Genomic DNA, 22317 nt, shown 5'->3' with positions numbered 1-22317 from the left:
TTCACTCAGGCGGCCCGAGGTAATGTCAAACCAAGCATAGTGCTGGTCAGAATGCCATTAGGAAGAAAAGCGATCGTCATCTATGGCTTTCGTTTTCCTGCAGCGGGCATCGGCTACGCAGTACGCCGGCACCACCGCCTCAATCTTAGTCCACGGGAATTGCGCTGCACTATCTCGGTTGGCCAATTCCCCTCTAACGGCGGAACAAGTTCCTATGGACATGCTAGACGTCATCGGTATTGGTATCGGACCGTTCAATCTAAGCCTCGCGGCGCTCATTCAGCCCACCGGTTTGCGAGCGCTCTTCTTTGAGAAGCGCATAAAATTCTCCTGGCATCCGGGGCTCATGCTGCCCCAAAGTCAACTCCAGGTGTCGCCGCTCAAGGATTGTGTGACCCTGGTGAATCCCACAAGCCCATATTCATTTCTCAACTATCTCGCTGTACATCGACGCCTGTACAGTTTCGTGAATAAAGGTGGAAACAGCACGTCGCGACGTGAGTTCACCCACTATTACCAATGGGTCGCGCAATGCCTGGACACGCTTCGATTCGGCGAGGAGGTGATCGATATCAGGCCTTGCAATAAGGGCTATTGCGTGACCACTACCGCGCGCACCTATCATGCGCGCGCGGTAGTGGTCGGGGTCGGCGTCGAACCCAAGGTGCCGGCATGTGCGCGGCAGGTGGTTGGCGAGACGGTCTATCACGTAGACGACTACCTTAACCGGAAACCGTTCAGCGAAGACGAACATGTGCTGGTGGTAGGCGGCGGGCAGAGCGGCGCGGAAGTCGTCGAGCACATGCTGACCGAGTCAGGTCCCGACAAGATCACTTGGGCGACGTCGCGCGCCAATCTGTTTGCGATGGACGACAACGCATTTGTCAATGAAGCATACATGCCCAGTTATAGCCAACGCTTTCACACGCTGCCGATCCAGCAGCGCCGGGCCATCGTCGAAAGCGAAAAGCTCACCAGCGACGGCATCTCCGCCAGCCTGTGCAACCGGCTCTATGAAGCGTTGTACGAACGCAGCGTCCATGGCACGCTAGCCGACTGCTTTCGTCTGTTGCCTTCGGTGACGATGGACGAGATCACCCGCCGCAGCGGTCGATGGCATATCGGGTTGACCTCGCTCGTCACGTCGCAGCGCAACGGCATAAGCGCGGACAGAATCATCCTGGCAACCGGTTTTCAGCCGCGCCATTTGCCATTCGTTCAGAAGCTGCTCGACGGCGCAAGCCGTGAAGACGGTCTGCCAACGCTCGATCCCGATTACGCCGTGCGCTTCGATGCGCCAATGCCCGGTCCCGTGTATCTGCAAAACCAAAGCCGCGTGCAGCACGGCCTGCAAAGCGTCAATCTTTCACTGGTCGCGTACAGGAACAGTCGCATCATCAACAGCCTGCTAGGTCGTGCGTTCTATCCGGATGTTCCGGACCGGCAACTGCTCGACAGCATTGAGGATCAGGAGACTGAAGCAGGGTCGATACTGTGCGACGCCCCTCAGGCCTCGCGTCAACCGGCAGTGGCGTAAGCGCATGACTGGCTCCTCCATTTATCTATCGACTGGCGAGCGTGCGATCTCACACGCCGAGCACTTGCCGGCATCCCTCCAATTACGGGCGTTCATTCCGTTTCTGATCGCGTCACTGGTGATCGCCGCTTCGTACGGGACGAGTTTTCTCCTGCCCGAGTACCTGCAATCCCTGGGCATGAAGAGCGGTGTCGCCGGCGCCGTGATTTCGAGCGGCATGGTCTCGACCATGATCTGCTGCTGCGTGGCTGGGCGCATAGCCCAGCGTATCGGTGTCATGCCGACCATCGCGCTGGCCTCGCTCGTCATGGCAGGCAGCATGCTCTGCTTCGCCGCTGCGCCAATGGACATTCGTGCCGTCTATGCAGGCGGTTTGCTGTTGGGCGCTGGGTGGTCCGTGTTCTTCATACTCGCGCCGCTGCAAATCATCCATCATCTGTGCCCCAACGCGCGTATCCAGTACCTGACCTTCGTCTCCGGCACGCAAATGGCCGGCCTGGGCATGGCGGCGCCTTTGAGCCGCCTGATCGCCCAACATACCGGCTCGATCGCGCTGGCCTACCTTCTGTTCGCTGCGGCATGCGCGGTGGCGGCAGTCTGCGTCAAGATCGCCGGCGAGGCGATGAGGGATAGGTCCTGTTTACCGATGACGCGCGTGGCCATTACCGCGACAGACACGTTGGCCCTGCTCAGGGCACGAACAGCAGTGCCGATCGCAATGATCGCACTGGCAGCCTGTGTCTTCGCCGGGCTGGCGACTTACCAGACACCCTATGCCGTCTCGCGTAACCTCAGGCCAGACCTGTTCTTCCTGACGTTCACGATAATCAGCGTGGCACTGCGCTTGTCGCTCGCGAGAACCATGGGACGCATCAAGCCCGCGCGACTGGCGCACGCATTGTTTTTGCTGACCGGCGCCTCGCTCGTACTGTTCCTGTTGAACCACGGCAGCACGACGCTTTATATCGTCGCTACCGCGCTGTTCGCCACGGGCTACGGACTGAGCTACTCGACCCTGAACGGCATGGCCGTGAACCTCGCCGGAGACCACGGCGTATCGGTGCCGGTGACTTCGCAAATCTTTACGCTTGCCTATTTCATCGGTCTGTTCGGATGCCCTTCCCTATGTGGCGTTCTGATTCACGTTTTCGGCGCCGATGCAATGCTCGTCGCCCTGCTAGGCGCCGTACTCGCCAATGTCGTGCTACTCGGCGTCATGCGAATGAAGGCGCATTTCGCCGCCTGACTTCTCCTTGAAAACTCCGTTCTTTAACGAGGTGGTTCGTATGCTGAATGAAACGCAAAAATCCAAGTGGCACGAAGATGGATATCTAAAAGTAGAGGGCTTTTTCGATCCGGTCACCCGCGAAAAAATTTCTGCTCTGGTCAACGATGTTTCGCGCTGGGAAATCAGCGACAACAAATGGATGATGTGGTTCGAGAAGACCGAGGACGACCGCAGGATCGTTTCAAAGGTAGAGAACTTTTTAGACTTCAACAATGAGCTGCGCGACCTGTTGCTGGCCGACAAGCGCATCCAGACGGCTGTCGAATCGCTTCTCGATGAAGATACCCGCATGCTCAAGGAACTGCTCATCTTCAAGTACCCGGACAGCGGCGGCTACCGTCCGCATCAGGACATCTATCACATCCCGCACAAAATTCCTGAACGCATGGTTCATGCCGTGGTCGCCATCGGCATCGACGATTCCGATCCGGACAACGGCGGCCTGTTCTTCAGTCCGGGCAACCATCAGAAAGGTGTGTTCCCGATGGACGCCGGCGGCGTGATTCATCCGGAAGTGGCCGAGACGTTCAAGTGGGAACCCGTGCCCTGGAAGGCCGGCGACATCTTCGTCTTCGACGACTACGCGCCGCACTATTCGCAGCCCAACAAAAGTAACCGTTCGCGCCGCGTGCTCTATCTGGTGTTCCAGCGCGCCTCGACTGGTGGCCCCACGCGTACGGAATACAACAAACTGAAGCGTGCCTACAACCCACCCGAAGGAAAGGAATCGGATATCCACGATCTGAAGCCGCCAAATGGCATTTTCTATCGCACCTAATGTAATTCAGCGGAGGATGTGCGTGTACACAAAGCAGATTGACCCATCCATGATGCGGCCGGAATACGGCGTTCTTGTTTGCCGGCTGCTCGAACATCTGCCCGCTGGCCTGACAACAGCGTTCGGCACGTCGATTGTTGAGGTCGTGCCGGCGGGCGCTGTCAATCTGCACTCCCATTCCGAGCATGAACTGTGGGTACTCATTTCAGGCAAGGGAGTCTTCGAGGTGAATGGTCAGGCGCGGCCAGTCGCAGATTCAACGCTGCTCTATATCGAGCCGAATCAGGAGCACGCGATTCGCAATGCCGATCCGGCAGCGAGCCTGAAATTTCTATCGATATGGTGGGACTAACGTGACCACACGCACTTTTTTCGTTTGCCCCGCACCGCCCTGCCCGAACGGCAAGCTGCATCTCGGCCATATTGGCGGGGTCTATCTGCTCACCGATCTTTTCGTTCGCTTTCAACGCATGAGAGGTCACCGCGCCTACCATGTCACAGGTGCGGACGAGCATGGCACCTATACGGTAGTGAAGGCGCGCAAGCTCGGTCGTCCGATTGACGAAGTCGCGCAGTTGCATATCGACGAGATAATGGATTGCTTGCGGGCAATGCACATCGAGCCCGATGTCTTCATCAGAACAACGGACGCTACGCACAAGCAGAACAGTCTGAAGATCTTTCGCGAGCTGGAAGCTGCAGGCTACATTGATGTGCGTGATGGCCATCAACTCTACTGCGAAAACTGTGACGAGTTCGTGGCCGATTCGCTTGCCGTCGGCCTCTGCCCCGCGTGCGATGCGTCCACCGACAGCAACTTGTGCGAAAACTGCGGTTTGGCGCAACAGCACTCGAAGTTGCGAGCGCCAGTCCACACGTCGTGCGGCAAACCGCTATCGCTTCGCCCTATCGAACAGGCGGTTTTCGACGTCCCTCGCATGGCAGCCATGCTTGACGATGCGATCAAAAGGAGTGAATGGGATCAAACGATCCAGCGTAAAGCGCGTGCATGGTTGCGTGACGAATTGCGGCCGCTGCCTATGTCGCGCATTTTCGACCGGGGTGTGACACTTGAAGCACCCGCGAAGATTGCGGGGCAAACGTTGATGACGTGGTTCGAAGGGCTTTGGTGTTTCGAGACGGGGATCCGCTTGCAGTGCGCGCGCGACGAGGTCAACTACGATACCGTGATGCGCGACCCCGATACACGCCTCCTGTTTTTCATGGGCCAAGATAACCGCTTCTACTACACCATCGGCGTGACTGGCAGCCTGCTTGCGCGCGGCTACCCGCTTCCGGCAAATCATTCGATCCAGGACTTCTATAAATTGGAGGGCGAGAAATTCTCGACCAGCCGCGACCATGCACTCTGGGCAGATGAAGTATCCCGGCAGGTCGACCCGAGTGTGTTGCGCTATGCGCTCGCTCGGATTGCCAAGCCGTTCGGCACCAACAATAACGATTTCCAGATCGGCGAACTGATCCGGTCGGCTTCGCACATCCTTGCGTGGGAAAGCGCCCTCCGCCGCGATTCACTGCACTCGGCGAATGTCGATGGAAGCGGTCTTACGCCGGCGCACGACGACATAGTCCAACGTTATATCACCGCGATGGACCAGGTACGCTTCTGGAACGCCCTCGATCTGATTGACGAATACTTCGTCGCGACGGGCTTCGGCACGAGCCCGGAAACGTGGCGGCCGGTGCACGTATCCGTCTTTCTGAGCATGCTCCATCCCGTGATGCCAGTGCTGGCCGAACGCTATGGAAACGTGTTCTTTGGCGAGAATTGGACACCGGCACTCGGCGCAAACGCTACGCCATTGGCTACGCCTCCCAGAGCAACGGCCGAATTTCCGCCGTTCGGAATGCCGATTGCCGACTCGTTCATCCGCCAATATCAATCGCGCTTCCAGCGCGCCGTCGATGCCGCGTAACCAACGACGGAGCCAGTCATGTCGATGCGCAGTCGCACTTCGCTCAGTTATGGGGTATTCGACTACACCTCAGGCAAGGACACAGTCAACTTCGCCTATGGGCTTCCCGATCCTTTGACGTTCGCCCGCCTGCAATGGCCGGACCCGCTTACCGTCGAGACGGGCGTCAGCATCTCCGACCTACCGCAGTACACCGACGCCTATGGCCTTCCTGAACTGCGCGGACAGCTTGGCCAAAGGTACCGGATGGCGCGTGGCAATGTCATTCTGACGAACGGCGCTTCACAAGCCCTGCAACTGCTCGCCGATGCTTTTATCGACCCAGGAGACGTCGTGCTGACCGAGGACCCGTCCTATCTCGGGGCGTTGCGCATTTTCTCTATTGCGGGCGCGACGGTGGTTCAAGTAGGTGCGGATTCCTCGGGTGTCGACCTCGATCTGCTCGAACAAGCATTGCTGCACGCAAAGGGGCGAGCCAGGTTGTACTACACCACTCCGGCGTTCCACAATCCGACTGGACGATACTTTGCACACCGGCATATGGTCGAGGTGGAGGCTCTACTGTCCCGCAACGGCGTGCGGCTGGTGCAGGACCTGGTTTATAGCGAGTTGCCCTATGATGGCGCGTCACCCGAGATTCTGCAGGCGGGCGGTAACATCATCAATGTGCATAGCTTCTCCAAAATCTCAGGCCCCGGGCTTCGCGTAGGCTGGGTGCTGGCCGAGCCGGAAATTGTCGACCGCCTAGCCCACCTGAAATGCGATGGAGGTGTGAGTCCCATTGTCAGCAATATGGCGCTCGCCTTATTGCAGTCGTCGTCTTTGGACGCTCACGTCGAACACCTAAGGACGCACTACCGGAGCAAGCGCGACGCAATGCATAGGCTGTTACAGGCCTGCCGATTCTGCGAACCGGATTACGAGATTCCGAGTGGTGGATTTTCGTTCTGGGTCTCGCTTGCCGAAGGCGTCGATTCCGCCGAATTGGTCGGCGAGGTGCGCCGGAAGCACAATGTGAAACTCGTCGAAGGAAAGCACCATGGGCCGAGCGGTGCAGCCCGTGTACGCTTAAGCTTCAGTTATCTCCAGCCGCGTTTGATAGAGCGCGGCTTGGCTCAGATAGACGATGCGCATGCGAGCCTTCTGAGATCGACGCGCTTTAAGCGGCGTGGCTAGAGAATGCCAAGTACTACGGATAGTCGGTGCGAGATGTACAAGCGTAGGCCGAGCGAAGACATCCACTGTGCCGCCCTCTACCGCAAACAAGTCGACGAGCGCTTTTCGGCATGGCACCAGGTCACTGATTTCGCTCAGGATCCGTCCGTTATATAGGCAGACACCCCCTTCGCGCGTGTCTCGGAACCAGTCAATTCCTGTGCGTTCTGTACGATCAGCACGTCATCGCTCTGCAGCCGATATCAACATCAAGACCTACCCGATGTAAACGGTATGGGATTCCGACCAAAATCGAAACAGGAGAGCAAGTGAGAAAACTGCTGATCGTGTCGATCGCGGTCGTGCTGATACGCTATCTCTGCATCAGCGGTATCGCGATTCAACGAGTACTGGATCGCTTTGGTGGTGTCCGATTTCGCTGAGAGTGTGAGAAGCGTCGCCTCGAACCCACCGCTTCATGTCATCAAGCAGCGCAACGGCGTGTGCCTGGCGGATGCGCCGTCGCTCTTCGGGCGGCTTGCCTCGAATGTGCTCTTCGATGCGATAGAGTGCGCCAATACGCTTTAGTGCTTCGCCGGTGATCGACGATGGCCGGACAGCGTGCAGATCGTGCAGCTTTCGACGTGCGTGCGCCATGCATGCTGCCTCCTGAATCTGACCGCCCACGTACAGCTCCGCATAGCCCGCGAACGCGTCTGCCTGTAGCACGCCCTTGAAGTTGGCAAGATGCCGCTGCGGATGTTCGCCGCGACGATCCGGTGTATAGGCAAACCAGACCGCCGGAGCTTCGACGGAGCCACTGGGCCGATCATCGCGCACATACACCCAGAGCCGGCCGGTCTTCGTGCTGCTGTCGCGTGATCTGGCTGCTTGACGATACGCCGGCCAACCGCAGGCTGATTCACCGCTATATCGACGTGTGGGAGTGTCCGGACGGACGCCTCGAGATCCGCGCCGATGGTGTCGCGTTGCCCTGTGTCCAGTACGACAAGCTTGCCGAGATCGACCAGGGCGCGGTGGTGGAGCACAAGCGTCTTGGTCATGCGCTGAGTAAGCACCTCACGACGACCGTCGTAGACGACGGCGAGAAGCGACATCAAAGTGGTGCCCATCATTTTCGATTTGATGGACATCACTGTGACAGAGTCGGAAGCCAAGTCGGGTAGCCGCAAGGGGCGCCCGAATTATGATCGCGAATTTCGACGCCGTCTTGCGGCCGCTGCATGCGAGCCCGGTGCATCGGTCGCGAAGCTGGCGCGGGACAATGGCATCAATGCAAATATGCTGTTCACCTGGCGGCGTCGCTATCGCGAGCAATTGCAGGCGGAAACGACGTCGCTGATTCCCGTGGCGGTGGTCCATGAAACGCCGCCGCAGCGCGTGACGATGCCCTCGGATGCAGGGGCCGTCGGCAACCGGACTACACGAGCCGGGACAATCGAGATCCGGTTCGGTGACCTGGTAGTCAAGGTGGACGGCATCGTCGACGCCGATACGCTACGGGTCGTACTGGGGAGCATGCGATCGTGATCTCTCTAACCACGGGTACACGCGTCTGGCTGGTGGCAGGCGTCACCGACATGCGCTGCGGGTTCCAGGGGCTGGCGGCAAAGGTGCAGACGGCGCTCGAGGACAATCCGCTGGGTGGCAACGTGTTCATCTTCCGGGGACGGCGCGGCGATCTTGTGAAGGTTCTGTGGGCGAGCGAGGACGGGCTCTGGCTTCTTGCGAAGCGGCTTGAGCGTGGTCGCTTCGTCTGGCCGCAGGCCGATGGCGGCAAGGTCCATCTGACGGCGGCGCAATTGTCGATGTTGCTCGAAGGCATCGATTGGCGGCAGCCGCGTCGCACCGCTGCACTGTCGATGTTGTAAACCGAGCAGAAGACTCGTAAACTGCGCCGCATGTCGAACGGCGCCGAACTTCCTGACGATGTTGCAACCCTGCGGGCCTTGCTGGTCGAGGCTCGTGCCCAGCTTGCCGAGCGCGATCTGGAGATCGAGCAGCTCAAGGCGCAGCTCGACAAGCTTAGGCGTATGCAATTCGGGCGCAAGTCCGAGCAGTTGGACCGGGAGGTCGCGCGGCTCGAAACCGCGCTCGAGGACTTGACGGGCGAGCGCGGCGTCTCTGATGTGCGGCGCGCCCGCCAATCAAGCGCGAGCACGCCTGTGGGCAACGCATCGCCGAAAGAAGCGCTGCCGCCGCATCTGCCACGCGAAGAACGCGTACTCGACGCCGACGCGACCTGCCCGAAGTGCGGCAGCGCCATGCACCCGCTCGGAGAAGACGTGTCCGAGCAGCTCGCCCGCGTCGCGGCAATGTTCAAGGTGATCCGCACGATCCGGCGCAAGACGGTCTGTCCGTGCGGCCACCACTTCTCGCAGCCGTCCATGCCCGGCCTGCCGATCACGCGCAGCATTGCCCATCCGAGCCTGCTGGCCGACATCCTCGTCTCGAAGTACGCTGACCACGCGCCGTTGTACCGGCAGTCGCAGATTGCCGCGCGCGACGGCGTGAAGCTGGATCCGGCCAGCATGGGACGCTGGGTCGGCCAGTGCGAGGCCCTTTGCGTGCCGCTGACCGAGGCGCTTCGCCGCCACACGGTGGCACCGTCGAAGCTGCACGCGGATGACACGCCTATCCCGGTGCTCGAGCCGGGCAAGAAGAAGACGAAGACTGGGCGCCTGTGGGTGTATGTGCGCGATGACACCCGTTCGGGCTCGACCGAACCGGCCGCGGTGTGGTTTGCTTACTCGCCGGACCGCAAAGGCATCCACCCCCAGACCCATCTTGCTGGATTCGAGGGCATCCTGCAGGCCGACGCCTACAGTGGCTTCAACGAACTGTACGAGAGCGGCAAGATCCGTGAAGCTGCATGCTGGGACCACGCGAGACGGTACCTCTACGACGTGCATGCCCGAACGCCTACCGAGGCGACCCGAGAGGTGCTCGAACTGATCGGTGGACTTTACGGCATCGAGGCGGACATCCGTGGCAAACCAACCGCCGAACGGCTGTGCGTGCGGCAGGAGAAAAGCGTGCCGCTGCTCGCGACCATCAAGACGTGGATGACGGACAAGCTCGCAACGCTGTCGAAGAAATCCGAACTGGCCAAAGCGATCCGTTACTCGCTCAACCAGTGGGACGCGCTCGCGCTGTACTGCGAAGAGGGTCGTGCTGAGATCAGCAACGCCCTGGCCGAAAACGCGCTGCGCTGTGTGAGTCTGGGCCGCAAGAACTTCCTGTTCGCCGGCTCCGACAGCGGAGGCGAGCGGGCAGCCGCGATGTACGGTCTGATCGGCACATGCAAGCTCAACGGGATCAACCCGCGCGCCTACCTCGAATACGTCCTGACCCATATCGCTGACCACCCCATTAACCGCATCGACGAACTGTTGCCCTGGAACGTGGCCACGAAGCTGCCTCGGCAGTCTGGCCCATCGGCGTCTGCTGACACGTAACCCGATTCCCGATCATGCCTCACGCGGGCGCCGCGTTGCGGACGGCCGTCGCGAGGTGCTTACTGCGCTGAAGGTAGCCCAGGCACTGCAGGCGCAGCGCGACAACCGCCGGATATCCGGCTCACCGTCACGCACGAACCGCAGTGAACCGGTGCGTACGAAGGCGCGGCTGCCTGGCACGAGGAAGCCGCGCGAAGTGACGCTCGAGGACTGGAATGCGACAGTCATGGGGACACACCAGAACCCGGGAGGCTCGGTGCTAAAAACCCCTCCAGAGAGAGATAAAAGGACTGCAAAACGACCCTAACCCACCACCCAAAACCGACCCTCAACCCCGACATCTGTATCTTGCTGGAACCCCGACATTTCAATCTGGCCTCGACAAATTTTGTGATTGATGTGACGGCTTTTTAGTAATGTCCGATTCTGGCCAAGTTCAAATGTCCGCTTCCGTGGCGCGTAAGCTGACCAGCGGCCGGTACCTCGGCGCTGGAGGCTGCGATGGCTGCGACCGAACGGATCACGATGACGATGCGCGAACTGGACAGGTACAAAGTGATTCAGGATGTTGCCGATGGCGTGCTCACACCGTGGCGGGCTGCGGAGCGACTTGGGCTGACGACGCGGCAAATCGGTAGTCTTGTCGGCCGGCTGCGTGAACACGGGCCGCAAGGACTCGTGTCAGGGCGGCGCGCCATGGCCAGCGCAAACGGTGAGCTGGTCACACTGTACAGGGAGATCAGACGGTACATCCTCGACCTGCAGAAGGAACCAGGCTGAGGGTGCCAGTGCCGTCGAGCGGCTCGCGCGCGATCTCGAGGCAGTGTTTCCCAACATGCGCGGGTTCTCGCCCGGCGGCCTCAAATACATGCGTACATGCGCGCGCAAGCCTTTCGCCTTTGGGAATTTGTGCAACAGCCCGTTGCATAAATACCGTGGTCGCACGCTGCCACACTTCTCGACAAGCTAGACGGCGCAGCTCGGCGACTCTGCTATGCCCGCCTGAGATAGCGGGAACGTCCTGCCCCGGCGTGTCTACCGTCCAGAATAATCAGTAAGCGCCCAGGAGGCGATCCAGCGCGGCCGTGATCCGGTCACGGTGTTCGACAAGCGAACCGGTCTTCGGCCCCAGTTCGCTTAAGGGCACGGCCGCGACAAACGCCGGATGCAGGATGCACCGGATGCCGCCGATATCGAATGATGGCGTGAAGTCCGCCGGGAGCTTCCCGGGCGGAAAAGCATCAGCCTGAATTAGCGGTACGACGACGCGGGTATTTCCGCATCCTGTTAGGACGCTCACCTCCCGATGCCCCGTTCCCGCCGTTCCGGCAGTCCGCGAATGCCGACGCACCTCCCGAAGACAATGCTTCTGCCGTTGTCGGCGAAGCATGTTTGCTCGATCTCGCTCGGCTACCATCTGGCGCTAGCTACATGCCGCGGCACGGGCGGGACGCTGACGTCGATGGACGAACTGACGCGCGCCGTCTACCTGTCCTATTGCTTGGGGAAGCTGGGCTACGGATGCGCTAGTGAGGTCTTTTACCGGGATGCGGAAGCGCACCTCGAAATTGCGATTCGCCACGCGATTGCAGACGGGGGCTTCCATCTCGGCCCGCATGGCGCGACCGCGGCGGTGTTGCGCGTCCTGGACGGACAGCTTGCGAGCGCACAGACCCTGCACGTGGTTGAAGCAGGCAATCGCTTGGCCCGATGGGTCGCGGGCACGTACCTCAAGTCGCCGTTGACGCATAAGTCAGAGGTTTCTGGCTGACAATTGGGGGTGCGTTTCGGCAGGGACCGCCTAAAATAAAACGGTCTCCCCCTTTTCGAGGCTCATGTCATGAACACCTACTCTCGCCCGGCGCTGATTGCGCTGCTCGGTGCGTCGTCTGTGGCCTCGGCGTATGGGCAACCCTCAATGCAATCGTATGATCCATCGGCCCCCAAAGCACGCGCTCAGGTAATCGCCGAACTTAACGAGTGGTTTGCCGCCGGTTTCAATCCGCAAGAATGGTACTACTACCCCGACAATGCTCTATCTGCTGGGCGCCTCGTCGCGCAACGACGCGCCGAGACAGCGCCGATTCAGCAGTAGCCGACTCGTCGGATAGTCGGTGAAGGCTGGCTTCCCGGCCTCTCGAGGGTGTACGTGCGACTTCGTTTCAGGGCGCTGCGGCTCGCCAGTTCAGTTGCCGCGGGTCCTTTTCGCTTTTCAATTCCGGCTCCCGTATCGCGAGAGGGCCGCCCGAATCGAGGCTTGAAGTCGCACGGATCTCCGGACGGGGCGCCAGCGCGCGCGAGTGGTCGCACCGTTGAGTATTCTCGGCGCAGCCGCTCGGTTTCTGCCTGCTTTCCAAGACGGGGGCGCCCCGGTCCTGGCCGCTCATTTCGCGCGGATTCCCGCTAGATGTCCTGTCGCGCCGCAAAACGCTTAGTGGCCCAAATGTCTTCCATCAGGCGTTAATGCGGCAGAGTCTAACCAGTCCGCAGGTTAAATCTCCGGCACAATGCCTTGTCCAACAGACGGGTGGGCAGGAACTTGCTGATATGCCACATCGGATTGAGCGGATAACGCGCCTTCGGCCTCGGTTTGAGCAATGCGTCGCGAATGACCGCGCTGACCGTCTCCACCGGCTGCCCACGGATCGCCGCCACGTTCCCGACTTTTTCCATCGCCTCCATCGCCGCAGAAAAATCGGTGGCGGCGTAGCGTGAATACAGGTCGGACCGACGGGCCTTATCCCAGATGGGGGTGCGAATCGGACCGGGTTCGATCGCCGCCACATGAATTCCGTAAATTGACAGCTCTCGACGCAAGCCATCAGTCATCGCTTCCACCGCAAACTTCGATGTGGAATAGGCCACAGCCATGGGTGTGGCGACGCAGCCGGCATTCGAACTGACGTTCACGATGCGCCCCGGCGGATGGGCGGATCCCCGTTTGGCACCGAGCAACGGCAGAAACGCCTGGGTGACGCGCAAGACACCTGTAACGTTGATATCGAGGAGACGCTTGAAATCGCTGACCGGCATGTGCATCAACGGTCCGACAGGCGCGATCCCCGCGTTGTTGACCAGACCCGTCAAACCGTGTGAGCCAACCATAGCTTCGACCGTTGCGACGGCCGCAGCGATGGCGTCTTCGTCGGTCACGTCAAAGACGAGCGGACTAAAGCCGTCGCCCAGCGCATGACCTACCCGTTCGCCATCCTCGACGCTGCGTACGCTGCCAAAGACGTGACAGCCGTTGGCGATCAGTTCGCGCGCGGCGTCGTAGCCGATGCCTGTGGATGTTCCGGTGACCAGTACATATTTGTTCATTGACTCTTCCCGATCAGTCCCATGATTGATTGCGCTGCGACGAAGTGGCGGACGTGGACCGCGTCACGTGTACCTTCCATGCAGCTTGTGTACTGAGGTGGGTGCATTGTCCTCAGATCCATCAAAGCGCGAGCTGGTCCGCGCCCTTGAGCTGCAAAATTTCGCGCGCTTCATCGGGCGTGGCGACCTCCAGGCCCAGTCCTTCGAGAATCTGGCGCACCTTCCTCACCTGCTCGGCATTGCTTTTGGCAAGCTTGCCTTTACCCAGCCATAGACTGTCTTCCAGCCCCACGCGCACATGGCCACCCATGGAAGCCGCCATCGCCGCGATTTTCATCTGGCTCGCGCCGGCACCGAGCACCGACCAGTGATATTCCCCGCCGAACAGGCGGTCGGCGGTGCGCTTCATATGCATCACGTCGTCCGGGTGTGCACCGATGCCGCCGAGGATGCCGAACACTGTCTGGATGAAGAAAGGCGCTTTGATCAGGCCGCGCTCGGCGAAATGTGCAACGTTGTACAGATGCGCCGTGTCGTAGCACTCGAACTCATAGCGCGTGTTGTTCGGGCCCAGTTCCTTGAACACGGTTTCCAGGTCACCGTAGGTGTTGGGGAAGATCAGCTCCTTGCTGCCTTCCAGGTAAGGACGCTCCCACTCGTGCTTGAACTCGTTGAAGCGGTTAAGCATGGGAAAAAGTCCGAAATTCATGGTGCCCATATTCATCGAGGCGATTTCGGGCTTGAACAGTTTGGCCGGCTGCATGCGCTCCTGCACCGCCATGTAGGGCGAGCCGCCTGTAGTCAGGTTGAGGATGGCGGGACTTCGCTGCTTGATCGATTTCAGGAAGGGCGTGAAGGCCTCCGGACGCTGATCAGGTTTGCCCGTCTGTGGATCGCGCGCATGCAGATGGACGATGGCTGCGCCTGCCTCGCAGGCCTCGACCGCCGCGTCGGTGATCTCCTCGGGCGTCACCGGCAGGTAAGGCGACATTGAAGGAGTATGGATCGCGCCCGTCACGGCGCAGGTGATGATGACTTTGTTCTGGAGTGTCATGTCCGCCTTCTATTAGCGTGAAGACGGAGCCGCAGGTGCCGGCGCACCACGCCGGCACCGTCGGGATGAACTCGCACGTCTGACGTCACGCAGCGCGCAGCGGAACGTTTTTCTCACCCGGTTTGCGGTTCGGCGTCATGCCGTTGGCGGCCAGGGTTTCGTCGGCCGCTTTGTACCAGGTGCCGATGCGGTAGATTCTCTTTGCTTCCTTGCCGTTGGCGATCTCGCGGCCCAGTTCCTGGGCGATGCGCACGGTTTGCCGAACCTGCTGCACCGAGGTCATGCGCTTGCCGTGCTGGTCGATCAGGGTGTCCTCGATGCCGCAGCGGGCGTGCAGGCCCATGGCCAGCGCCATCGTGTTCCACGGAAGCACGTTCTTGAACAGCGATTCGGCGGTAATCGTGCAGCCGTCCGGTGCACGCTGGATGAAGTCGAACAGATTGTACGGATGCGGGCCATGATGACCGCCGCCGATGCCGATGCAGGTCAGGTTCAGCGGACCCGTGTAGACACCGCGACGCACCAGACGGTCCAGCGATTCAAGCGCATGCATGCCGACCAGTTGGAAATGCGGCTGGATGCCGGCTTTCTGCAGGCGGCGCAGGTGCTCTTCCACCCATGCCGGGCCGGCGGGAACAATCATTTCACTGTAGGCCTCGATCACAGCCGGCTTGTCGAGCGAGGTGCCTTTATAGTATTCCGGGTAGATCAATTCCATGATGTTCATCTGGATGGTATTGATCGCCACGGTCACCTGGTCCGGCTTCGGGTCAAGATCGGCCAACGCGTGACGGGTATCGTCCGACAGCCACTTGGCGGCCTGGCCCTCGTCTTCCGGCGCGAATGAAATGGAGCCTCCGACCTGGATGATCATGTCGGGCACCGCCTTGCGCACGCCGGCGATCAGTTCATTGAACATGGACAGGCGCTTGGAGCCCTTGCCGTCGGGTTCACGTACGTGCAGGTGCAGCACGGTGGCGCCGGCTTCGTAGCATTCCACGGCCTTGTCGATCTGTTCTTGCATGGTCACCGGAATGTCTTCCGGGAAGTCTTCCGGCATCCACTCGGGTCCATACGGGGCCACCGTAATGACCACTTTGTCCATGTTTTCCGGGTGCAGGGAATCGTCTAGAAATTGCATTTGTGTCTCCTCGATGGGTACGGCGGATGGGACAAAGTATCCGCGAAGGAGAGAGCGCCAACTTGACATTCCGGGGCATCGATTTTACATTTTGGGGCATACGTGGAGACCCCCTATGCTGAACCTGCTGAGAAGCTCAACCCTGACGAACTATGTCGAGGTTGCACGCGCTTCCGGTCTGGATCCCTATCGGCAGTTGCGCAAGGTCGGCATCAGCAAATCGGCGTTACTGGATCCGGACATCAAGATCGCGGCGAAATCCGTCAGGCGCCTGCTCGAAGAGTCCGCCCAGGTTGCGGGCGTCGAGGACTTCGGACTACGCATGGCCGAGACCCGTCAACTGGAGAACCTTGGACCGCTGGCTATTGCCCTGCGCGAGGAACCAACGCTGCGCAAGGCCTTGAATTCGCTGGTGCGCTATTTCGGCTTGCACAACGAATCGCTGGTCTTGCGCATCGAGGAAGCGGACGGCGTGGCGATTTTCAGTCAAGAACTGATAGATGCGCGAGGATCGCTGCGGCAATCCGTCGAGCTCGGCGTTTGCGTGATGTACCGGATACTGAAGCAGCTCCTTGGAGCGGGCTGGAAGCCTCGCGGCATCTGTTTTACGCACAGCGCGCCGGCCAGCCTGGCCACCCACCGGCGCTTGTTTGTCGGTACGTCGGTTCTGTTCAACCAGGACTTCGACGGCCTCGTATTGGCCGAAGCGGATCTCGATGCAGCGATCATGTCGTATGACCCGGCCTTGGCTCCTCATGCGCGGGAGTTCCTCGATGCGAAAATGGCCCAGTCGGACGCGACGATGCCCGAGAAAGTCAGAAAGCTGGTGTTCGCGCTGCTGCCCACAGGAGCGTGCGTAGCCGAACGTGTGGCGCAGGAGCTTGGCGTGGACCGCAAGACCATGTACCGTCATCTGGTCTATCACGGTCACAGCTACTCGACCATCGTCGATGCGGTTCGGGTCGATCTGGCGACCCGATACGTTGAGAACCGCGAACGGCCGCTGTCAGATGTGGCGACGCTGCTGGGCTTCGCTTCATTGAGCGCTTTTTCGAGATGGTTCTCGGGTCGCTTCGGTTGCAGTGTCTCGAAGTGGCGCCGCGAATGACCGGCCTGTCCCGGAAATTCGCGGAATGGAGTCGGCGGCCGTCGCCGCCGGCGACGCCATATCGTTGACAGATCCACAATCCGCTGCATTGACTGGCGATCGCTCAATCCCCCCTTCACGCCTTGCGATGCAGAACATCAGCAAACCCAGGCATTGCAAGATCGCCATGCCCAAAGCCATGTAGAGTGTGCTGCCGAGCAGTATCGGCACGAGCAATGCGGAGGACAGGAAGTTTCCGAATTGCTGGACGGTGACATAACAGCTGGACGCCAGCCCGCGCCGCTCCGGGAAACAGTCAAGAGCCATCACTTGCAGACTGGGCTGGGTGATCATCATGCCGGCCGCAAAGATGGGCAGCGCCACCAGACTCCACGGCAATGGCGATGCGTGCACCGCGTTGACGCCGATGTTGATGACGCCGGCGGCGATCATCACCATATGGCCAAGCATCACGCTACGCACCGGACTGCCCTGCCCGGCGATACGGTGTGCGATGGCCGCGCCGGCGATCAGGCCCACCACGATAGGCACAAAAAGATAGCCGAAGGACTGCGCGCCGAGGCCAAGATGCTTCACCACGAAGGTTGGCGCAGCCAGCACATAGAGGTAGATGCCAAGATTGACCGCCGCGTTGGCGAATGCGAGCGCAACGAAGCGTGGGTTCGCGAACAGGGTTGCGTAGGCCCCCCCGAGTGCAACCGGATGCAAGGGGTGGCGGCGGGACGGCGGCAGGGTCTCGGGCACGAGAAACCAGCTGATCACCAGCAGCGATGCCGACAGTATCGCGAGGAAGATGAAGATGCCGCGCCACCCGGTCCAGAGCAGCAACCAGCCGCCACAGACGGGCGCGAGCGCGGGCGCAAGCGCGAAGATCATCGCGACCAGCGCCATGATTTTCTGTGCGTCGGTCCCATGAAAGACGTCACGCACCATTGCCCGGCCGATAATTACACCGGCCCCGGCGCTCATGCCTTGCAGCGCCCGTCCGGCATAAAGCAGCGAAATGCCTGGGGCGGCCGCGCACATCAGCGACCCGACCGTGAACAGCGCGTTGCCGAGCAGAATCATCCGGCGACGGCCCGTTGCGTCGGAGATTGCGCCGTGCCAGGGAATCATCATTGCGAATGGCAGCAGGTAGGCTGACAACGACTGCTGGATTTGCGTCGGACTGGCATGTAGCGCCTGCGCCATGGCAGAAAACGCGGGCAAATACGTGGCGATCGCAAACTGACCGAGCATGGACAGTCCCGCGACGAGTACGACGATCGTCCCGGTGCCAGGCTCCTGCTCTGCTATCTCCGCTGTCTGGTTTCGAGTCGACATTCAACCGCCCAGATCGAGGTTCGCCGCAAACCCTCGGCTCGTACCGTCTTGCGCGGCCGCGCAGAAGGCAACGCTCAAACTTTTAAACCGTCCTGTCGTTCTTGCGCTGCCACCGCATGTCTTGACGAATCCGGAATGAAGCCTGTCCCAGTCCGACGCCGACAGATGGCGCCGTGCCGCCGGCAGTATGACTCCTAGTTCCCGTCCCCGGGCGGCCCATATTTGCCGCGCGTATTGCTCAAGCGCTACCGCGAGGGCGGCCACCGCGGACTCGCTGTCCAGCGGCTGCGCGATCTTCGACTCAAGATCGTCAAGCAGTTTGTCTTCGCGCTGTCCAAGAAGCAGGAGTTCATCTATTTCAGCGCGCACGTCGTCAATGCGTTGCCGAAGCGGGCCGAAAAACCAGGCCTCCTTACAGCATCGCAGTGGATGCACGGTGTCGCGCACGTGGTCGACAACCGCCTGCATGCCCGCCCGATATGGGTCCAGCGTTCGCTGTCGCAGCGGATCTGGGCTGCTCAAAAGGAAGAGCCATTTGAATAATAAGGTGATAAGTCGCTGGTATTCGGTATGTAGCAGTTCAAGGGCGGCAATGCGAGGCGGCAGGCAGCCGCTCCCGAACGTCAAAACCGGAACGGATGCGTGCGAGAGCATATCGATCGTCGCTGGCCCGTTTTCAGCAAGCTGCTTGGGTTCACTAACGATAACAATAGCGTCGCATCCGGCGATTTGCGCTGCATTCAGGAGCTCGTGTGCAGGCTGCGCGGCGAAGAGCGCCCCGGCCCGGGTCGGTATACCCATTGCATGCGCGGCGGCTTCCACCCGGGCCAGAGCTTCGCTCGCCCTGTGCTCGCGACGTAGCTGATCCAGCGGACCATCCGGCACGCCTTGCGCGTACCAAAGGCTGATCCGCGCGCTATTTGCGCTCGCAAACTGTAGCGCCTGTATGGCCGCCTCCGAGCAGTGATCGCTCGAATCAATGGATACGCCGAGATGATGCAGCATGTAGTCTTTCGTTGGTCATCGAGCCGCCATGATAGGAAAAATCGTGCGAAAAATCCCCCCCATTGGTTGGGGGGGAACGGACCGCAGAACCCGCTAAATGCGTAAAAAGCGCCGGACATGGTCCGTTATATAATCAGCAGGCCTTTCAGCCTGCCCGCCTCCCGTGAACGTCGGCACGCTCGGCAACGGTACTATCGGCCCCAATCGGATGACCAATCAACAATCTGTCGCGAACCCCGAAGCGACTCTGAAGATCAGCCCGCCCCGTGCGCCGCGGCACATGCTTGCCCGCGCGCGCCTGAGCTCGGACTGCGAGCGTTTCCGCAATTGCGCCGTGACCATCGTGCAGGCGCCGCCGGGGTTCGGCAAGACATCCCTGTTGATCCAGTGGCGCCAGGAATACCTGATGCACGGCAGCGCTGTGGCGTGGGTCTCGATTGACGGCCACGACGACCCCAGGCGCCTGCTCGCGAGCCTGACGCTGGCAGTCCGCTCCGGATCAGGGCGCACAGCATTCGGCAGACGCCTGCTTGAAGGGGGCGCGTTGCCAGATGCACCGATTGAAGGAGTCACAGCATGGCTGGCCGAAGTGGCTCGCACCGCGCTCGATATTGTGCTGATACTCGACGAAGCGGAGCAGTTGCCGCAGGCTAGTCTGGAAGCGCTCATCTACCTGCTTGAGAATCTGCCGGCCAACCTGCGCATCGTGATTGCCTCGCGCGCTGGATTCGAGAAGGTCATCGCACGCCTGAGCCCCTATGGCCAGTGTGCAGCGGTGGATGCCGCGGCGCTTCGCTTTCGCCTCGATGAAACGATCGCGCTGATCGGCAGCCGGTTGGGCGCCGTGGTCGATGCCGATGCTGAGGCGAGCGCCAGATTACACGACATCGCGGAAGGCTGGCCACTCGGCTTGCAGATTGCCCTTGCTGCGATCGCTGACAGCGATGACCCGGTCGCGAGTATCGACGCCTTTGCCAGCAGCACCGGCGGCATTCGTGAGCAATTCATTACGGCGCTCCTTGAACGGCTAAGCAGCGAGGACACCGAGTTCCTCACCCGTATTTCGATTGTCGACCTGCTGCACGAAGATTTGTGCGAAGCCCTCACCGGAGCCAAGGATGCGAAGCAGCGGCTCTTGCGCCTCGCTCGCGAAACGCCGCTCTTTTTCAGTGCTCAAGGACGCGGTCAGTGGTATCGCATGCACTCGATGGCACGTGAAGCAATACGCGCGCATCTGACTATCCTGCCGCCTGCAACGCACAGTGAGCTGCACCGCCGCGCGATGCATTGGCTGGCGGACCACGGCATGACCGAAGCTGCGGCACGCCACGCGCTAGCGTGCGGGCAGGAGGAAACCGCCTACACGCTCGCGCAAGGATCGCTGCACGATGCGGTAACTCAGGGTCAACTTGTAGCTGTACTGGAATGGCTCGAATGGCTACCGGAGCCTGTCCTGGATCGCCATCCGCGCCTGCGGCTTGCCATGGCATGGGCGCTGGCGCAGAGCGACCGTCAGCAGGAGGCGGAAGAGCAGGCGCAGGCTATTCTGCGCAGCACAGAGCCTGACGAGGCGATGCGCTACGAGATCGATCTCATTCTGAGCGCAGCCGCCTATTTCGCGGATGAGCCAGACCGGGCCGCGCGACTGCTCGATCGCTGGGGTGATACACCGCCCGTCAGTGACTCGTGGCTCCTGCAGGTTCATGCGAACCGACTCGCCGTGCGAGCTGTCATGGAGGGCGAGTACGCGAAGGCCCGCCAGCTCCGGCGGCACATGCCGCGCGGGAATGCCAGCGCTGCCTATCGGTACGTGGTTCGCTGGCGCGCTTACACGACGGGCCTCGGCTATCTGCTCCAGGGGCAGATGCTATCGGCCGAGCGCACGCTGCGCCCGGCCCTTGTCCAGGCAGACGACGACCTTGGCCGCCGGCACCCGTTTTCCTGCATGATGGCCGCGCTGCTCGCCACCACACGTTTCAAACGCGGCGATTTTAATGAAGCGGCCGCGTTGCTGGCAAACCGGCTGGATGTGCTCGAACGCAGCGGAACACCCGACGCGGTGATTTTCGCCTATCGCACCGCCGCGCGGGTCTCATCGGCCACCGGCGCGGAGCACCGGGCCTTCGACCTGCTCGAGACACTCCATGCAATCGGCACCGCGCGGCGCATGCCGAGGCTATGCGTGGCGAGCCTGACCGAACAGATCAGGCTCCACAGTGGTCGCTTCCGCTCGGCGTCCTGCCGCACGCTCGCTCGCCGACTGGAACAGATTGTCGCGGAACATGCCACCGCCGATTCTCCCCTCAAGCGTCGTGCGCTGCTCCTGCATCAGCATGTTGCGCAGGCTTTCGTGGCAATTGCCGAGCAGGACTGGACTGCCGCCGACCGTGCTCTCGCGTTGGCCCAGCAAGACACCGAGGCGATGAAGCTGGGCGCGGTCGGCGTCGATCTGCTTACGTTGCACGCTTTCGTGCTGGACCGTCTCGGCAAATGCGGAACCGCCCTGCTGCGCGAGGCCGTGGATCTGGGCGCGGCATACGGAATGAGTCTCACGGCGCCCGACCTTCATCCGGCGTTCGCGGAATGGTTGCATGAGCGCGGAGCGGATGGCGCGCCGCGCCTCGCCGATGTCGGCCCACCCCTGCCGCCAACCGTTGCCGTTTCACCCGCGCCAGGGCGGGATGCCGAGCCGCGCGTAGCGCCCAGCATGGTACTGACGCCGAAGGAGCGCAGTGTGCTGGAGCTGACTAGCCGCCACCTCACCAACAAGGAGATCGCACTCGCGATGGGCGTCGGCCAGGAGACAGTCAAGTGGCATATGAAAAACCTCTTCATCAAACTCGACGCGACGTCGCGCCGGCAAATCGTGCGCCGCGCGCAGCTACTGGGCCTGCTGCAGGAAACCTGAACGGGGGAAGCACCCCGGAACCACAGCTGAAGAGAGGCGACACCATTCCGCGCGACCCTGACGGTTGCGATGTCAATTAAATCGACAAGCCGCGCTGGCGCCGTCCCAAGGGCGACATGGTTAGCCCATGGATCCGGCTCGGGTCCTTTTCTCTTTATACGTTGGGACGCTTCCATGGTGGTTGTTATCGCAACCATCGATCGAAATATCCGCAACCCGTCATTTTCTGTCACCAAGTTGCAACACGGATAGGCGGTGTCGCCCCCTTCCGGCAGTGCGCGGT

General features: G+C 60.9%; 19 protein-coding genes and 3 pseudogenes. 15 read left to right on the top strand and 7 right to left on the bottom strand.

The genetic code is table 11. The annotated features are described in order from the left end of the window. Positions 1-214 precede the first annotated feature (214 nt). The 6 genes from OKW38_RS01095 to OKW38_RS01070 are packed head-to-tail and all read left to right on the top strand — an operon-like array spanning position 215 to position 6716. Entirely contained in the window at positions 215-1537 is a 1323-nt protein-coding gene (locus tag OKW38_RS01095) for a lysine N(6)-hydroxylase/L-ornithine N(5)-oxygenase family protein (protein ID WP_429359604.1), read from the top strand. Positions 1538-1541: 4 nt separating this feature from the next. Next, positions 1542-2783 carry an MFS transporter gene (locus OKW38_RS01090; RefSeq protein ID WP_429332358.1) on the top strand — a complete coding sequence of 414 codons (1242 nt, stop codon included), beginning with the start codon at positions 1542-1544 and terminating at the stop codon, positions 2781-2783. Between the two features lie 7 nt (positions 2784-2790). Then, positions 2791-3603 carry a phytanoyl-CoA dioxygenase family protein gene (locus tag OKW38_RS01085; RefSeq protein ID WP_429359602.1) on the top strand — a complete coding sequence of 271 codons (813 nt, stop codon included), beginning with the start codon at positions 2791-2793 and terminating at the stop codon, positions 3601-3603. Positions 3604-3619: 16 nt separating this feature from the next. Further along, positions 3620-3955, top strand: a complete 336-nt coding sequence (locus OKW38_RS01080; RefSeq protein ID WP_090811385.1) for a cupin domain-containing protein — start codon at positions 3620-3622, stop codon at positions 3953-3955. 1 nt (position 3956) lies between these two features. Then, on the top strand, positions 3957-5540 hold the full coding sequence (locus tag OKW38_RS01075; protein ID WP_429359600.1) for a class I tRNA ligase family protein: 1584 nt from the start codon (positions 3957-3959) through the stop codon (positions 5538-5540). 18 nt (positions 5541-5558) lie between these two features. Beyond that, a complete protein-coding gene (locus OKW38_RS01070) occupies positions 5559-6716 on the top strand; it encodes a PLP-dependent aminotransferase family protein (protein WP_429359598.1) in 1158 nt (385 codons plus the stop codon). A 374-nt stretch (positions 6717-7090) separates the two neighbouring features. Here OKW38_RS01070 and OKW38_RS01065 read toward each other — a convergent pair. After that, positions 7091-7562: pseudogene (locus tag OKW38_RS01065) on the bottom strand (IS66 family transposase); the annotation flags it as partial. 8 nt (positions 7563-7570) lie between these two features. Here OKW38_RS01065 and OKW38_RS01060 point away from each other — a divergent pair. From OKW38_RS01060 to OKW38_RS01040, 5 genes and pseudogenes are all read left to right on the top strand, one after another. Next, positions 7571-7765, top strand: a pseudogene (locus OKW38_RS01060) (ISNCY family transposase); the annotation flags it as partial. A 76-nt stretch (positions 7766-7841) separates the two neighbouring features. Continuing rightward, a complete protein-coding gene (tnpA, locus tag OKW38_RS01055) occupies positions 7842-8246 on the top strand; it encodes an IS66-like element accessory protein TnpA (RefSeq protein ID WP_429360657.1) in 405 nt (134 codons plus the stop codon). Then, on the top strand, positions 8243-8587 hold the full coding sequence (tnpB, locus tag OKW38_RS01050) for an IS66 family insertion sequence element accessory protein TnpB (RefSeq protein WP_429359596.1): 345 nt from the start codon (positions 8243-8245) through the stop codon (positions 8585-8587). The genes tnpA and tnpB overlap by 4 nt, the downstream gene beginning before the upstream one ends. A 30-nt stretch (positions 8588-8617) precedes the next feature. Continuing rightward, on the top strand, positions 8618-10174 hold the full coding sequence (gene tnpC / locus OKW38_RS01045; RefSeq protein WP_429359594.1) for an IS66 family transposase: 1557 nt from the start codon (positions 8618-8620) through the stop codon (positions 10172-10174). Positions 10175-10675: 501 nt separating this feature from the next. Further along, a pseudogene (locus tag OKW38_RS01040) lies at positions 10676-10885 on the top strand (helix-turn-helix domain-containing protein); the annotation flags it as partial. Between the two features lie 340 nt (positions 10886-11225). On the opposite strand, the gene OKW38_RS01035 reads toward OKW38_RS01040, so the two are convergent. Further along, complete coding sequence (locus OKW38_RS01035; RefSeq protein WP_429359592.1) at positions 11226-11564, bottom strand: CcdB family protein; 339 nt, start codon at positions 11562-11564, stop codon at positions 11226-11228. On the opposite strand from OKW38_RS01035, the gene OKW38_RS01030 reads away from it, so the two are divergent. Both OKW38_RS01030 and OKW38_RS01025 read left to right on the top strand, forming a co-directional pair. Then, complete coding sequence (locus OKW38_RS01030; RefSeq protein WP_429360716.1) at positions 11514-11945, top strand: hypothetical protein; 432 nt, start codon at positions 11514-11516, stop codon at positions 11943-11945. The two genes, OKW38_RS01035 and OKW38_RS01030, sit on opposite strands and share 51 nt — an antisense overlap. Before the next feature lie 69 nt (positions 11946-12014). Then, entirely contained in the window at positions 12015-12269 is a 255-nt protein-coding gene (locus OKW38_RS01025; protein ID WP_429359590.1) for a DUF4148 domain-containing protein, read from the top strand. A gap of 380 nt (positions 12270-12649) precedes the next feature. Here OKW38_RS01025 and OKW38_RS01020 read toward each other — a convergent pair whose 3' ends face one another. From OKW38_RS01020 to OKW38_RS01010, 3 genes are all read right to left on the bottom strand, one after another. After that, entirely contained in the window at positions 12650-13495 is an 846-nt protein-coding gene (locus OKW38_RS01020; RefSeq protein ID WP_429332365.1) for an SDR family oxidoreductase, read from the bottom strand. A 121-nt stretch (positions 13496-13616) separates the two neighbouring features. Continuing rightward, positions 13617-14549, bottom strand: coding sequence for a 3-keto-5-aminohexanoate cleavage protein (locus OKW38_RS01015; RefSeq protein WP_429359588.1), 933 nt, complete (start codon positions 14547-14549; stop codon positions 13617-13619). A gap of 85 nt (positions 14550-14634) precedes the next feature. Then, positions 14635-15690: a 3-keto-5-aminohexanoate cleavage protein gene (locus OKW38_RS01010; protein WP_429359586.1), complete on the bottom strand. Its 1056-nt coding sequence runs from the start codon at positions 15688-15690 to the stop codon at positions 14635-14637. A 115-nt stretch (positions 15691-15805) separates the two neighbouring features. On the opposite strand from OKW38_RS01010, the gene OKW38_RS01005 reads away from it, so the two are divergent. Then, complete coding sequence (locus OKW38_RS01005) at positions 15806-16798, top strand: AraC family transcriptional regulator (RefSeq protein ID WP_429289925.1); 993 nt, start codon at positions 15806-15808, stop codon at positions 16796-16798. Here OKW38_RS01005 and OKW38_RS01000 read toward each other — a convergent pair. Beyond that, entirely contained in the window at positions 16727-18121 is a 1395-nt protein-coding gene (locus OKW38_RS01000; protein WP_429359584.1) for a multidrug effflux MFS transporter, read from the bottom strand. The genes OKW38_RS01005 and OKW38_RS01000 overlap by 72 nt on opposite strands. Then, positions 18122-19126, bottom strand: coding sequence for a universal stress protein (locus tag OKW38_RS00995; RefSeq protein WP_429359582.1), 1005 nt, complete (start codon positions 19124-19126; stop codon positions 18122-18124). It lies immediately after the preceding gene. A gap of 163 nt (positions 19127-19289) precedes the next feature. On the opposite strand from OKW38_RS00995, the gene OKW38_RS00990 reads away from it, so the two are divergent. Next, on the top strand, positions 19290-22034 hold the full coding sequence (locus OKW38_RS00990) for a LuxR C-terminal-related transcriptional regulator (protein ID WP_429359580.1): 2745 nt from the start codon (positions 19290-19292) through the stop codon (positions 22032-22034). Positions 22035-22317: the final 283 nt, after the last annotated feature.

Origin of the sequence: Paraburkholderia sp. MM5496-R1 (genome assembly GCF_050436205.1) — a bacterium.
GTDB lineage: Bacteria > Pseudomonadota > Gammaproteobacteria > Burkholderiales > Burkholderiaceae > Paraburkholderia > Paraburkholderia tuberum.
Note: the sequence above shows the minus strand (reverse complement) of the source record. Positions and strands in the feature narration are given on the sequence as shown.

Excerpts from the sequence above, each read along its gene's own strand:
- OKW38_RS01000 (WP_429359584.1), bottom strand. The coding sequence starts at position 18,121 with ATGTCGACTCGAAACCAGACAGCGGAGATAGCAGAGCAGGAGCCTGGC.
- OKW38_RS01095 (WP_429359604.1), top strand. The coding sequence starts at position 215 with ATGGACATGCTAGACGTCATCGGTATTGGTATCGGACCGTTCAATCTA.
- OKW38_RS01070 (WP_429359598.1), top strand. The coding sequence starts at position 5,559 with ATGTCGATGCGCAGTCGCACTTCGCTCAGTTATGGGGTATTCGACTAC.
- OKW38_RS01015 (WP_429359588.1), bottom strand. The coding sequence starts at position 14,549 with ATGACACTCCAGAACAAAGTCATCATCACCTGCGCCGTGACGGGCGCG.
- OKW38_RS01005 (WP_429289925.1), top strand. The coding sequence starts at position 15,806 with ATGCTGAACCTGCTGAGAAGCTCAACCCTGACGAACTATGTCGAGGTT.
- OKW38_RS01025 (WP_429359590.1), top strand. The coding sequence starts at position 12,015 with ATGAACACCTACTCTCGCCCGGCGCTGATTGCGCTGCTCGGTGCGTCG.
- OKW38_RS01010 (WP_429359586.1), bottom strand. The coding sequence starts at position 15,690 with ATGCAATTTCTAGACGATTCCCTGCACCCGGAAAACATGGACAAAGTG.
- OKW38_RS01080 (WP_090811385.1), top strand. The coding sequence starts at position 3,620 with ATGTGCGTGTACACAAAGCAGATTGACCCATCCATGATGCGGCCGGAA.
- OKW38_RS01035 (WP_429359592.1), bottom strand. The coding sequence starts at position 11,564 with ATGCTTCGCCGACAACGGCAGAAGCATTGTCTTCGGGAGGTGCGTCGG.
- OKW38_RS01090 (WP_429332358.1), top strand. The coding sequence starts at position 1,542 with ATGACTGGCTCCTCCATTTATCTATCGACTGGCGAGCGTGCGATCTCA.
- OKW38_RS01030 (WP_429360716.1), top strand. The coding sequence starts at position 11,514 with ATGCCGACGCACCTCCCGAAGACAATGCTTCTGCCGTTGTCGGCGAAG.
- tnpA (WP_429360657.1), top strand. The coding sequence starts at position 7,842 with ATGGACATCACTGTGACAGAGTCGGAAGCCAAGTCGGGTAGCCGCAAG.
- OKW38_RS00995 (WP_429359582.1), bottom strand. The coding sequence starts at position 19,126 with ATGCTGCATCATCTCGGCGTATCCATTGATTCGAGCGATCACTGCTCG.
- OKW38_RS01020 (WP_429332365.1), bottom strand. The coding sequence starts at position 13,495 with ATGAACAAATATGTACTGGTCACCGGAACATCCACAGGCATCGGCTAC.
- tnpC (WP_429359594.1), top strand. The coding sequence starts at position 8,618 with ATGTCGAACGGCGCCGAACTTCCTGACGATGTTGCAACCCTGCGGGCC.